The organism is Luteimonas qiangzhengi (assembly GCF_039548515.1).
Classification (GTDB): domain Bacteria; phylum Pseudomonadota; class Gammaproteobacteria; order Xanthomonadales; family Xanthomonadaceae; genus Luteimonas.
The window spans coordinates 168,904-181,967 of sequence record NZ_JBCLVE010000008.1 but is presented as its reverse complement, the minus strand read 5'-3'; the positions used below and the strand labels follow the sequence as shown (position 1 = coordinate 181,967).

General features: G+C 68.2%; 10 protein-coding genes and 1 riboswitch. Of the genes, 4 read left to right on the top strand and 6 right to left on the bottom strand.

The annotated features are described in order from the left end of the window. Window positions 1–121: 121 nt before the first annotated feature. Together WCE59_RS07510 and metF are read right to left on the bottom strand one after the other, a co-directional pair. Window positions 122–718 (bottom strand): DUF4124 domain-containing protein, encoded by a 597-nt coding sequence (locus tag WCE59_RS07510; protein ID WP_343258123.1) that lies wholly within the window; start codon window positions 716–718, stop codon window positions 122–124. A 91-nt stretch (window positions 719–809) separates the two neighbouring features. Then, complete coding sequence (gene metF, locus WCE59_RS07505; RefSeq protein WP_343258122.1) at window positions 810–1,646, bottom strand: methylenetetrahydrofolate reductase [NAD(P)H]; 837 nt, start codon at window positions 1,644–1,646, stop codon at window positions 810–812. Window positions 1,647–1,791: 145 nt separating this feature from the next. On the opposite strand from metF, the gene WCE59_RS07500 reads away from it, so the two are divergent. Both WCE59_RS07500 and WCE59_RS07495 read left to right on the top strand, forming a co-directional pair. Continuing rightward, window positions 1,792–2,712, top strand: a complete 921-nt coding sequence (locus WCE59_RS07500) for a M14 family metallopeptidase (protein WP_343258121.1) — start codon at window positions 1,792–1,794, stop codon at window positions 2,710–2,712. 15 nt (window positions 2,713–2,727) lie between these two features. Then, window positions 2,728–3,285, top strand: a complete 558-nt coding sequence (locus WCE59_RS07495; protein ID WP_343258120.1) for a DUF3228 family protein — start codon at window positions 2,728–2,730, stop codon at window positions 3,283–3,285. 10 nt (window positions 3,286–3,295) lie between these two features. On the opposite strand, the gene WCE59_RS07490 is transcribed toward WCE59_RS07495, so the two are convergent. From WCE59_RS07490 to ahcY, 4 genes are read right to left on the bottom strand one after another with little or no spacing between them, the layout of a single operon-like run. Further along, the gene (locus tag WCE59_RS07490) at window positions 3,296–4,258 is read right to left on the bottom strand and encodes an ABC transporter substrate-binding protein (protein WP_343258119.1); all 963 of its coding nucleotides are present in this window, start codon (window positions 4,256–4,258) and stop codon (window positions 3,296–3,298) included. 39 nt (window positions 4,259–4,297) lie between these two features. Further along, the gene (cysC, locus tag WCE59_RS07485) at window positions 4,298–6,157 is read right to left on the bottom strand and encodes an adenylyl-sulfate kinase (protein ID WP_343258118.1); all 1,860 of its coding nucleotides are present in this window, start codon (window positions 6,155–6,157) and stop codon (window positions 4,298–4,300) included. Further along, window positions 6,157–7,059 (bottom strand): sulfate adenylyltransferase subunit CysD, encoded by a 903-nt coding sequence (cysD, locus tag WCE59_RS07480; protein WP_343258117.1) that lies wholly within the window; start codon window positions 7,057–7,059, stop codon window positions 6,157–6,159. The genes cysC and cysD overlap by 1 nt, the downstream gene beginning before the upstream one ends. 42 nt (window positions 7,060–7,101) lie before the next feature. Then, window positions 7,102–8,550, bottom strand: a complete 1,449-nt coding sequence (ahcY, locus tag WCE59_RS07475; RefSeq protein WP_343258116.1) for an adenosylhomocysteinase — start codon at window positions 8,548–8,550, stop codon at window positions 7,102–7,104. 45 nt (window positions 8,551–8,595) lie between these two features. Continuing rightward, a riboswitch (S-adenosyl-L-homocysteine riboswitch) is annotated at window positions 8,596–8,674 on the bottom strand. A 106-nt stretch (window positions 8,675–8,780) separates the two neighbouring features. Between ahcY and WCE59_RS07470 the strand changes: the two genes are divergently transcribed. Both WCE59_RS07470 and WCE59_RS07465 read left to right on the top strand, forming a co-directional pair. Further along, the gene (locus WCE59_RS07470) at window positions 8,781–9,875 is read left to right on the top strand and encodes a GSU2403 family nucleotidyltransferase fold protein (RefSeq protein ID WP_343258115.1); all 1,095 of its coding nucleotides are present in this window, start codon (window positions 8,781–8,783) and stop codon (window positions 9,873–9,875) included. Between the two features lie 344 nt (window positions 9,876–10,219). Continuing rightward, window positions 10,220–12,721: a S9 family peptidase gene (locus WCE59_RS07465; RefSeq protein WP_343258114.1), complete on the top strand. Its 2,502-nt coding sequence runs from the start codon at window positions 10,220–10,222 to the stop codon at window positions 12,719–12,721. Window positions 12,722–13,064 lie beyond the last annotated feature (343 nt).

The window sequence follows — 13,064 nt, the reverse complement described above, 5'->3', positions numbered from 1 at the left end:
CCCCCCCCCCCCCCCCCCCCCCCCCCCCCCCCCCCCCCCCCCCCCCCCCCCCCCCCCCCCCCCCCCCCCCCCCCCCCCCCCCCCCCCCCCCCCCCCCCCCCCCCCCCCCCCCCCCCCGCTCCTACAGGGAGACCCACCAGCAGTCGAGGTGCTGGCGCAGGGTGAAGGTGGTACGCAGTGGGGCGGAACTGTCGCCTGCCATCTGGTGCACGCGCAGCGCCACGGGCGGCGCGCGAACGGCCGGGGCGGGCGCGGCGGCGCGTACCTGCAGGGTGCTGGCGAAGGTGGCGCTGATGCCGGGCTGGCTCGCGGCCACCACGGGTCTGGCGGCGCGCACGGCAACGATATCCACGACCGGGTTGCGGACAATCCGGTCCAGCTGGTCCATCAGCCCGTGGCCGCCACGGCTGGAAGTGCCTGGCCAGTGATACACGCCGGCCAGGCGGTTCACATCGCGGGCGTCGATGGCCGCGGTCAGTTCCTGGATGAGCTGGTGGATGCTGCGTGGGCAGCCGCGGTAGCGGTTCTGGCTGGTGGCGGCGCGATCGCGCGGCAGCCGCTCAACCGCGCCCACCTGGCGGCAGTCTCGATCGGTATAGATCGAAGTCCCGTCAGGCGCGGTGCAGCGGTTGATCTGCGCCTGCGCCTGCGCGCGCTGCGGCAGCGCCAGCGCGGCGACCGAGAGCAGGAGCAGCGCTGGAAGACAGACCCGGATCATCTGGGCAGAGTACCGTCAGCGTGCTGCGCCGGAAAGCTGGGGGCAGCCCCGCAAACCTATCGTCACGCGGCTTCGCGCGCATGGCGCGCTCCTACACCTTGGGGTGGCCGAGGCGACTGAGTACGGTCTGGGTGGGTTTGGCCAGGTTGAGGGTGTAGAAGTGCAGGCCCGGGGCACCGCCATCGATCAGCCGCTGGCACAGCGCCGCCACCACGTCGGCGCCGAAATCGCGGATCGACGCGGCATCGTCGGCGTAGGCCAGCATGCGGCGGGTGATCCAGCGGGGGATCTCGGCGCCGCATGACTGCGAGAAGCGCCGCAGCTGGGAGAAGTTCGAGATCGGCATGATCCCGGGGATGATCGGCACATCCACCCCGATACCGCGTGCGGCATCCACGAAGTGGAAATAGGCATCGGCGTTGTAGAAGTACTGGGTGATGGCCGCATCCGCCCCGGCATCCACCTTGGACTTGAAATGGTGCAGGTCGACCAGTGCGTCTTCCGCTTCGGGATGGGTCTCCGGATAGCAGCCCACTTCAATATGGAAGTGATCGCCCGCGATCTCGCGGATGAACTCCACCAGTTCCGAGGCATAGCGCAGCTCACCGATCCCGCCCATGCCGGAGGGCAGGTCGCCGCGCAGGGCCACCAGGCGGCGGCAGCCGATCGCCCGGTACAGGCGCAGCAGGTCGCGGATTTCCTCTCGGGTGCCGCCCACGCATGACAGGTGCGGGGCCGCGTCCATGCCGTACTTCTGATGCAGGCTGCGCACCGTCTCCGGCGTGTAGCGCAGGGTGGATCCGCCGGCGCCGAACGTGCATGACACGTACTCGGGCCCATGGGCAGCCAGACGGCGCACCGTGCGGCCAAGCTGGGCCTGCTGGTCTTCGTTCTTGGGTGGGTAGAACTCGAAGCTGATCGGGATCATTACGTGCCTGGCGCATGGATTCGAGATGAATCGTATCTCTTTATCGAGATGGATGCATGGATGTTTCGGGCTGCCCGAACGGCAGGGTCACGCACGGCCGGGTGTTACAGTCCGGTCCGTTTTCAAACCTGCCCCGAGGTGTCCGATGACAGAGCGTTTCCATCCGATTGGCGTCCCCGGCCAGCCGTGGGGCGAGGCCGAGCGCGCCCAGTGGCGGGCGCGGCAGCAGCGCCAGCGCAGCCATCACGACGATGTGGTGCAGACGATCGAATCGCTCGGTGCCGAGTGGGACGTCCGTGAATACGGCGCCCTCGACTACGACGGCCGGCGCTACCCGCTGATCGCCCTGCGCAGCCGCGGCTGGGACGAGCGGCTGCCGGTGATGCTGGTGACCGGCGGCGTGCACGGCTATGAAACCAGCGGCGTGCAGGGCGCGCTTCAGTTCGCCGCCGCGCACGCCAGCGACTGGGCCGGCAAGGCTAACCTGCTGGTGGTGCCCTGCGTGAGCCCCTGGGGCTATGAGCATTTCCAGCGCTGGAACCCGGCGGCGGTGGATCCCAACCGTTCGTTCATGCCCGACAGTCCAGCGCCCGAATCCGCCGCGCTGATGGGCCTGGCCGAACCGCTGCAGGGCAAGGTGCTGATGCACATCGACCTGCACGAAACCACCGACACCGATGAGTCCGAGTTCCGCCCGGCGCTGGCCGCCCGCCACGGCGCGCCGTTCGAGCCGGGCAGCATTCCCGATGGGTTCTATCTGGTCGGTGACAGCGAGAACCCGCAGCCTGAATTCCAGCAGGCGGTGATTGCGGCGGTCGAAGCGGTGACCCATATCGCGCCGGCAGATGGCAATGGCGAGATCATCGGATCACCGGTGGTCGGTCACGGGGTGATCAACTATCCGGTCAAGAAGCTGGGTCTGTGCGCCTCGCTCACCGATGCGGCCTTCGTCACCACCACCGAGGTCTATCCGGACAGCGCCACCGCCACCCCCGAACAATGCAATGCCGCGCAGATCGCCGCCATCCGGGCCGCCATCGACCACGCGCTGGCCCACGCGTCCTGATCATTCCAACTGCCCATGTCCATCATCCTGACTCCCTTCGCCCGCACCCGGCTGTTTCCCACCCGGGCCCGCGCCAACACCATCCAGGACTGCAGCCCGGAGCAGTTCGAGCGGCACCTCAATGCGCACCCGCCGCTCAAGGTGCTCGACGGCTACGCGCCGTTCTGCAAGCTGCACGTGCATCGCAACTGGACCAGCACCCGCTGTCTCACCGTGCCCATCGATGACGGCAACCGGCACATGCTGCGTTCGGCCTATGAAGCCCGCTCCAAGGCGGAGCTGCCGGTGCTGGTGCGCTGGTTTGAAGGGGTTGAGCCGCCGGTGGCCGAATACCTGGTGGTGATCCTGTACAGCGCGAAGCAGCTGGAGATCGAAGGCTCGGCCATCGACGGCGAGTGGGGCGTGGTGGGGTGTCTCTACACCGCCGCGCCTGAGGAAATTCCCATGGCCCCGATCACCATGATGCGTAACGCGCTCGGGGTGGAAGAGGGCGGCTCCGGCGTGCCGCTGGACCGCGAGGCGTATCGCCGCGCGGTGGAGTTCTGGGAAAACAACGCCAACTGGCGTCCCTGAACGAGGGCTCTCAGCGGGCGCCTTCGAGCGCCTGCAGGAACTGCTCCAGCGTCTGCCTGAGCACCGTGTGGCTGCCGGCGGACAGATACCAGCCGGCCGGATCCAGCCGGAATACCCTGCCGGCCTGCCAGGCGGAGGTCGCCGTCACCGCTTCGATCTGCGACAGGTCGGTGGCATCGCCGCCGCCGGTGGCCGGGCCGCGGTCGAGCACGATCAGCCAGTGTGGATCGGCGGCCATTGCGTCGGCCAGCGCCTGTGCCTGGGCGGCGCGGGCTGCCTCGGCCTCCGGGCTGCCGGGTTTGGGCCGCGCGCTGCGGGTGTCCGCCGTCCGCACCCACGGGGTTTCCAACGCGGGCAGGGTGGAGGCCAGGCCCAGCACATCCAGCGGCGTGCCGAAGCGGGCGCCCGGCACGTGGGGCGCTGCATTGCCGTTGAGGGCAAACAGCACCACCCCCTGCTGGCCCTGCGCCCGCGCCATCACCTGCTCACGCAATTCCCGCAGCCCGGCGGCGAGTGTGGCCGCCCGCGCCTCGCGGTCGTACACCCGGCCCAGCGATTCGATCCCCGCGACCACATCGCCGAAGAAATTGTCGGTGGAAGGGGTCAGGTCCAGTGTCGGCGCGATCTCCGCCAGCGCCTCGTACGCTGGCGCCGAACGGTCGCCCACGATGATCAGGTCCGGCGCCAGGGCACGCACCGCCTCCAGGTCGGGCTCGAACAGCGTGCCGACCTTGGCGTAGCGCGCATCCGCGTAATGGGCCAGCTCTCCGGTGAAATTGGCATCCGGCACCGCCATCGCCTCCACGCCCAGCGCGTGCAGGTTATCCAGCGCCGCCAGGTCGAACACCACCGTGCGCGCCGGCGCTTCGGCCACCGTGGTTACGCCCTGGGCGTGTTTGACCTCGAAAGGTTCGGCATGCAGCGGAGCGGCCGCAGCCAGCAGTGCGGCAAGAATGAGCGGAATGGATCGCATGCAAGCTCCCAAGGGCATCGCCGGAATGGCTGGCGAATGTTATTGAGAACTGTTTACATTCGCAACAGGCATCGCACTGTCCTGGCGTTGCAGCACGGCGGCAATGACGCTGTCGGCGAGGGCCTGGGCAGTGTGCCGGGTGGTATCCAGGACCAGTTCCGCGGCTTCCGGCGGCTCATAGGGCGAGTCAACACCGGTGAAGTTGGGTAGCTGGCCGCTGCGGGCCTTGGCGTACAGGCCCTTCACATCGCGGCGCTCGGCTTCGGCCAGCGGCGTGTCCACGAATACCTCGATGAATTCGCCGTCGGGGAACAGCGCCCGCGCCGATGCCCGCTCGGCCCGGAACGGAGCGATGAAGCTTGCCAGCACAATCAGCCCGGCATCCGTCATCAGCCTGGCCACTTCGCCCACCCGGCGCAGGTTTTCCACGCGATCCTCGTCGGTAAAGCCGAGGTCGCGGTTGAGACCATGGCGCAGGTTGTCGCCATCCAGCAGGAAGGTGTGCAGACCGCGCTGCGCCAGGCCGCGCTCCACCAGGTTGGCGATGGTCGATTTGCCGGCCCCGGACAGCCCGGTGAACCAGACGCACAGCGGGCGCTGGCCCTTCTGGCCCGCGCGCACCCTGCGATCCACATCGAACGCCTGCCAGTGGAGGTTGTCCGCCCGCCGCAGGCCGTGGCGGATCATGCCGGCACCAACCGTGGCCAGGGTGGCAGGGTCGATCAACAGGAAGCCGCCCAGCACCCGGTCGTGGCGGTACGGCGCGAACGGAACGGGGGCATCGATGGCCAGGGCCACCTGGCCGATCTCATTCATCTCCAGTCGCTTGGCAGCCAGTGGCTGCAGCGTTTCTGGATCCAGCCGGTGGCGCAGCGCGCTGACCACCGTGCCGGTGCTGCCGCAGGCCAGCTTGAACCGGTAGCGACGCCCGGGCAGCAGCGGCTGTTCGCCGAACCACACCACATCGGCCACAAACTGGTCGCTGACGTCCGGGGCTTCGCCCGGTCGAGCGAGGAGGTCGCCGCGCGAGATGTCGAGTTCATCGGCCAGCTGGATCGCCACCGCGGTGCCCGCAGCGGCGCTGGCACGCTCGATACCGGCGACGCGCAGCCCCCGGATGCTGGACTGCAGCCCGGACGGCACGGCCTGTACCGTGTCGCCCACCCGCAGTGCGCCGGCATGCAGGGTGCCGGTGAACCAGCGCCCGCCGACTGCGTCCCGCAGCACGTTCTGCACCGGCAGGCGCATGTGTCCCGTGCCGGCGGCCGCCGGCTCCATCGCCAGCAGCAGCTCCAGCAGGGCGGGTCCGCCGTACCACTGCCAGCGATCGCTGCGCTGGACCGTGTTGTCCCCCTCCAGGGCCGAGACCGGCACGGCGTGGACCGACCCCAGTTCCAGCCGTTCAGCGTGGGCCAGCAGCTGTGCGGACAGCGTCTGGAACACCTGCCGCGGATCACTGACGCGGTCCAGCTTGTTCACCACCAGCACAACCTGCGGCACGCCCATCAGCGCCGCGATGGCGGCGTGGCGGAATGTCTGCGGTTGCAGGCCCAGGGCCGCGTCCACCACGATGAGGGCGGCATCGGCGTTGGATGCACCGGTGGCCATGTTGCGGGTGTACTGCACGTGGCCCGGACAATCGGCGATCAGCAGGCGGCGGGTGGGCGTTTCCAGGTGACGCCAGGCGACGTCGATGGTGATGCCCTGTTCGCGCTCCGCCTCCAGGCCATCCAGCAGCAGCGAGTAGTCGATATCGCCTGTGGGATGTTGCCGCGCGCTGGCCGCCAGCAGCGCCTGGCGCTCGTCGTCGGTCACGCGCCCGGCCTCGTGCAGCAGCCTGCCAATCAGCGTGCTCTTGCCGGCATCCACGCTGCCACACGCCATGATCTGCAGGTCCATCAGAAATAGCCCTCGCGCTTCTTCTTTTCCATCGAATCGCCATCGACATGATCGATCAGACGCCCGGCGCGTTCCGACGCGTGGCTGGTCTCCATCTCTGCAATCACTGCGTCCAGATCGGCGGCGTCCGATTCGATCGCGCCGGTCAGCGGATAGCAGCCCAGAGTGCGGAACCGCACGCGGCGCATTTCAGGCGTCTCGCCCGGAAGCAGCGGCAGGCGCTCGTCGTCCACCATGATCCACGTGCCGCCGCGACGCACCACCGGCCGCTCGGCGGCGAAGTACAGCGGCACCACGGGAATGCCTTCGCGGCGGATGTAGCGCCAGATATCCAGCTCGGTCCAATTGGAGAGCGGGAACACCCGCAGGCTTTCACCGTCGGCTACGCGGGCGTTGTAGAGGTTCCACAATTCAGGCCGCTGGCGGCGCGGATCCCAACGTTGGCCGGCGTCGCGGACCGAGATGATGCGCTCCTTGGCGCGCGACTTTTCTTCGTCCCGGCGCGCACCGCCGATCGCGGCATCGTAGCCACCCGCGGCCAGCGCCTGGCGCAGGGCCTGGGTCTTCATGATGTCGGTGTGCACGCTGGCGCCGTGGCTGACCGGGCCGACCCCGTCGCGGAGGCCATCCGGGTTCACGTGCACCCGCAGCGCCAGCCTGGCCTCGCGTACGCGGTGGTCGCGGAAGGCGATCATTTCGCGGAACTTCCACGTGGTGTCCACGTGCAACAGCGGGATTGGCGCTGGGGCAGGCGCGAACGCCTTGGCCAGCAGGTGCAGCAGCACCGAACTGTCCTTGCCGATTGAATAAAGCACGACCGGGTTGCGGCACTCGGCCGCAACCTCGCGAATGATGTGGAGGCTGTGTGCCTCCAGTTGATCCAGGGTGTCCACGGGATCCATCCAGGTTGCGGCGGGGCGGCTGCGTGCGCCCCGCCACCCCCGTCAGTAGCGGTAGTGCTCGGCCTTGTACGGCCCTTCCACCGCCACGCCGATGTAGTCGGCCTGGTCCTTGCTGAGCGTGGTCAGCTTCACGCCGATCTTCTCCAGGTGCAGGCGTGCCACTTCCTCGTCCAGGTGCTTGGGCAGGATGTAGACCTTGTTCTCGTAGCTGTCGCGGTTCGCCCACAGCTCGATCTGCGCCAGGGTCTGGTTAGCGAACGAGTTGGACATGACGAAGCTCGGATGGCCGGTCGCGCAGCCCAGGTTCACCAGTCGGCCCTCGGCCAGCAGGAAGATGCTGTTGCCGGTGCCAAAGGTGTACTTGTCCACCTGCGGCTTGATGTTCACGTGCTCCACGCCGTCCATCGCCTGCAGCTTCTCGACCTGGATCTCGTTGTCGAAGTGGCCGATGTTGCACACGATGGCCTGGTCCTTCATCGCCTTCATGTGCTCCAGGGTGATGATGTCCTTGTTGCCGGTGGTGGTCACGTAGATGTCGGCGCGGCCCAGGGTGTCTTCCACCGTGGTCACTTCATAGCCTTCCATCGCCGCCTGCAGGGCGCAGATCGGGTCGATCTCGGTCACGATCACGCGGGCGCCGTAGGCGCGCAGCGAGGCCGCCGAGCCCTTGCCCACGTCGCCGTAGCCGCACACCACCGCCACCTTGCCGGCCAGCATCACGTCCAGCGCACGCTTCAGCCCATCGGCCAGCGACTCGCGGCAGCCGTACAGGTTGTCGAACTTCGACTTGGTGACCGAGTCGTTGACGTTGATCGCCGGTATCAGCAGCTTGCCCTGCTGGGCCAGCTGGTAGAGGCGGTTCACGCCGGTGGTGGTCTCTTCCGACACGCCCTTCCAGTCGCGGACCACGGTGGTCCAGAAGCCCGGGCGCTCGGCCGCCACGCGCTTGAGCAGGTCCTTGATCACCTGCTCCTCGTGGCTGCTGGCCGGGCTGTTGACGAAGCTCTCGTCGCCCTGTTCCAGCTCGTAGCCCTTGTGGATCAACAGGGTCACGTCGCCGCCGTCGTCCACCACCATCTGCGGGCCGAGGAAGCCGCCCTTGCCGTCGGGGAAGCTCAGCGCGTCCAGCGTGCAGTCCCAGTACTCCTCCAGCGTCTCGCCCTTCCAGGCGAACACTGGGGTGCCGCCGGCGGCAATCGCCGCGGCCGCGTGGTCCTGGGTGCTGAAGATGTTGCACGACGCCCAGCGCACATCGGCGCCGATGTCGTTCAGGGTCTCGATCAGCACCGCGGTCTGGATGGTCATGTGCAGCGAGCCGGTCACGCGCACGCCCTTGAGCGGGGCGTCGGGCGCGTGCTTGCGGCGGATCGACATCAGGCCCGGCATCTCGTGCTCGGCAATGTCGATTTCCTTGCGGCCCCAGTCGGCCAGCGAAATATCGGCAACCTTGTAGTCGCCGTCCTGCGAGAAGTTTCTCACCTGTGCGTTCATGTCTGCTCCGGTTCATTCCCGCCGCCGCAGCGGGGGGAGGGTAAAGGCAACCGGGCGCCGTTCGCGTTCAGATCCCACCGAGCCTGGCCGTGCTGTTTCCACGGTCGCAGCGCCCCTCGGCAGAGACCGGCCATTATAAGCGGGTGGGGCTGTACCGCGCCGGGTCGGCCCGGTCCGCAACTGGCCGCGGAGTTATACCACCTGATCTGCGCTGGTGGTATAACTCCCCCATGAAAGAGCCGTCCACACGTTTGTACCGGGAACTGCCTGCCGCCGCCCAGACCGCCTATGCGGAACTGTACGAGCTGGTCCAGGTGGCCGAAGCCGTCCGGTCGCCCGCGTTCGTAACCGGGACGGTGGCGTACAAGACCGTCAAGGGGTCGCGCTACGCCTACTGGGCGTTCAAGGAACTGGATGGCCGCAAGCGCGAGTACTACCTCGGTCCGGCCGGTCCGGCGATCGATGCCATTGAACGGGCCCGTCAAGCGGGCGCGCCGGCCCTGGATGCGGTGGCACGGCAGGCGGCAGCCGCGGTGGTGCAGGGTTGTATTGCCACGCCCCCGAAGCATTACCGCATCGTCAAGCGATTGTCCGAATACCAGTTTTTCCGCACGGGCGGGCTGTTGGTAGGTACCCACGCGTTTCTTGCGTTGGGCAACCAGTTGGGCGTCGCCTGGGGCGCTGGGACACGTACGCTGGACCTCGACTTTGCCCACGCCGGTCCGGGCGGCAACGTGGCGGTGGCTCTGCCGGGAAACCTGCAGGTCAACGCGCATAATGCGCTCACCTCGCTCGAGTATGGCTTCCTGCCGGCGCTCGGCGGCAGCAAGGGCATTTCCAGCCTGTATGTCAGCGAGAAGGATCCGCAGCTGCGGGTTGATTTCCTCACCGTGCCGAGGCGCAAGGGGAGGGAAGACGTTTACATGGCTGATCTGGGCGTGTCGCTCAGCCCGCTCAGGTTCCTCGATTATCTGATTGAACGCCCGGGCCAGGCGGTGCTGATGGATCGTGCCGATGCCTGCCTGGTGAACTTGCCCGATCCCGCACGCTACGGTCTGCACAAGCTGATCGTTGCCTATGAGCGCGGGGCGGCGCATCCAAAACACCGCAAGGACATTGCCCAGGCGCTAGCACTGATCGACTGGCACCTGGAGCGCGCACCGCATGCCCTTGCCGATGCGTGGGCGGACCTGGCATCGCGAGGTGTCGGCTGGGCGCGCCGCGCCAGGGCATCACTGGCGCTGGCCCCGGCGCCGCAGGCCCGGATAGTGGAGCGGTTCGAGCATGAGATTGCCCAGCCCGGGCTCTTCCCGGACTCCTCCTGACCGCCGTTTCCGAGTCCTGACCCGAGTAGGAGCGCGCCATGCGCGCGAAGCCGCGTGACATTTGGGTTGGAGGGCGGGGCCGGCGGGCCAGCGCCTGTCATGACACGCTGTGAATACGTCCATGTACGCTTGGCGGCGACGTCCATGTCGCCGACAGTCCTGCCAGGCGCTGGCCCACCGGCCCCTCGATAGTGCTGCGATCTGCCGGGAACAGGATTCACGCGGCTTCGCGCGCATGGCGCGCTCCTACAGCGGCGTCGCTCGTGGCCCATGACGGAAGCCATGGGGCAGGGGTGGCCGCCAGCGGCTAGGCTGGGAGTTTGACCTTTCAGGATGATCAGCCGATGGCCAAACCCGCCCTCCGGTATCTCGCCGCACCGCTCGTAGCCGCCAGCCTGCTGCTGGCCCCGCCGGTCCTGCTGGCGCAAGCGGGCACCACGCCCGCAGCCGCCAATGCCTCGCAGGGCGGCTACCTGCTGCCGCCGCCGGAGCTGCAGGCCATCGTTGATGCGCCGACCGCGCCGCAGATGATGCTCTCGCCGCGCCGCGACATCATCGCTTTCGTCCAAACCCCGTCGCTGCCGGGTATCGACGTCGTCGCCCAGCCGGAACTGCGCCTGGCCGGCACCCGGATCAATCCGCGCACCTATTCCCAGAGCCGCTTCTCGTTCGGCACCGATCTGTCGTTGCAGCCGGTTGACGGCGGCGAAGCGCAGCCGGTGCAGGGCCTGCCGCAGCCGCTGGCTTTGGCTTCCCTGTCCTGGTCGCCCGACCAGCACCATATCGCATTCACCCACATCGACAGCCGCGCCGGTGCGGTCGAGCTGTGGCTGGTGGATGTGCAGACCCTCAGCGCCCGCCGCCTGATCACCCAGCCGCTCAATGCGGTCTCCGGCCGCGGCTTTGACTGGATGCCGGGCGGCGATCGCCTGCTGGTGCAGCTGCGTCCCGCGGGGCAGGGCAATGCGCCGCAAAGTGACGGCGTGCCGACCGGCCCCAACATCCAGGAAACCGGCCCCGGCGGCGAGATCACCCAGCTGCGCACCTATCAGGACCTGCTGGCCAACGAGCACGACGCCCAGGTGTTCGAACACTACCTGCGCAGCCAGCCCGCCATCGTGGCGCTGGACGGCAGCGTGACCCCGCTGGGCAGCCCGGATCTCTACATCGGTATTGCCGCCTCGCCGGACGGCCAGCACCTGCTCAGCCAGCGCATCGAGCGCCCGTTCTCCTACCAGGTGCCGTACTGGAGCTTCCCGCGCCGGATCGAAGTGCGCGATGCCGCCACCGGCGCCGTGGTGCATGAAGTCGCTTCGCTGCCGCTGATCGAGGGCCTGCCCTCGGGCCGCGACGCCGTGGCCACCGGCGTGCGCCGGATCGAATGGCGCGCCGACGCCCCGGCCACCCTGGTCTGGGCCGAAGCCCAGGACGGCGGTGATCCCGCAATCGATGTCGCCGTGCGCGACAGCGTCTTCGCCCACGCCGCTCCTTTCAACGATGCGCCCACTAAGCTCGCCGACCTGGGCTACCGCTACCGCGGCGCCACCTGGGGCAATGGCGACCTGGCCCTGATCGACGAGTTCTGGTGGCGCGACCGCCAGACCCGCCAGTGGCGCATCGCCCCGGATCACCCGCAGCGCGCTCCCGAACTGCTGTTCGACCGCTCCTCCGAAGACCGCTACGGCGATCCCGGCAGCCCGGTGCTGGTCGCCGACGCCGCCGGCAACAGCCGCCTGCTGACCAGCCCGGACGGCAGCAGTCTGTTCCTGATCGGCAACGGCGCCTCGCCCGAAGGCGACCGCCCGTTCGTCGACCGCTTCGACCTGGGCAGCAAGGAAACCACCCGCCTGTTCCACTCCCAGGCCCCGTATCTGGAGCGTCCCGCCACCCTGCTGAACAATGCAGGCACCCGCGTGCTGCTGACCCGCGAATCCCCGGTCGAGCCCACCAACATCTACGTCCTGGACCTGTCGACCGACGCCGCCGAGCCGGTGGCCCTGACCGACTTCCCGCACCCGACCCCGCAGCTGCGCGACGTCAACAAGGAACAGATCCGCTACATCCGTGATGACGGCGTCGAACTCACCGGCACCCTGTACCTGCCGGCCGGCTACGATGCCGAACGCGACGGTCCGCTGCCGACCCTGATGTGGGCCTACCCGCGCGAATTCCGCTCCGCCGACGCCGCCAGCCAGGTCATCGGCTCCCCGCACGCCTTCAACCGCATCAGCTACTGGGGCCCGCTTGGCTTCCTGGCCCGCGGCTACGCCGTGCTCGAGGGCCCGGCCATGCCGATCGTCGGCGAAGGAGATGCCGAACCCAACGACACCTACATCAAGCAGCTGGTCGCCAGCGCCCAGGCAGCGGTGGACGAAGTAGTCCGCCGCGGCGTCGCCGACCCGAACCGCATCGCCGTCGGCGGCCACTCCTACGGCGCCTTCATGACCGCCAACCTGCTCGCCCACAGCGACCTGTTCCGCGCCGGCATCGCCCGCAGCGGCGCCTACAACCGCACCCTCACCCCGTTCGGCTTCCAGGCCGAAGAGCGCAACTACTGGGATGCCAAGGACACCTACCTGACCATGTCGCCCTTCCACCACGCCGACCTGATCAACGAACCGATGCTGATCATCCACGGCGAAGACGACAACAACTCCGGCACCTTCCCCATGCAGAGCGAGCGCATGTTCGCCGCCATGAAGGGCATGGGTGGGCAGGCGCGCCTGGTGATGCTGCCCAACGAATCGCACGGCTACCGCGCCCGCGAATCGATCCTGCACATGCTCTACGAAACCGACGCCTGGCTGGAAGAACACGTCAAACAGGCCCCAGCCACCGCGTTCTGAGCAACACAGACAAAGCCCGCCGGCCGACCCGGCGGGCAACCGCCCCACGCCGCAGCAGCGCCCATTTGTAGGAGCGCGCCATGCGCGCGAAGCCGCGTGAATCCGATTGCAGGAAGATGGCGGTGGAGATCAGTCAGCCGTTTTGGCCGAGGCTCCTGGGGCGAAGGTGTCCGAACTGTCGTGCCGTGCCTGACGTCACGCGGCTTCGCGCGCATGGCGCGCTCCTACAGAAGATGCGCCCAGAAGAGGAGGGGCACCCAGAAGAGGCGCCTCGACAGCTGATGCTCGCCGCACACCCTCGGACCCAGCGCACAAAAGTGAGCAATCAGTGAATTCCTAACGA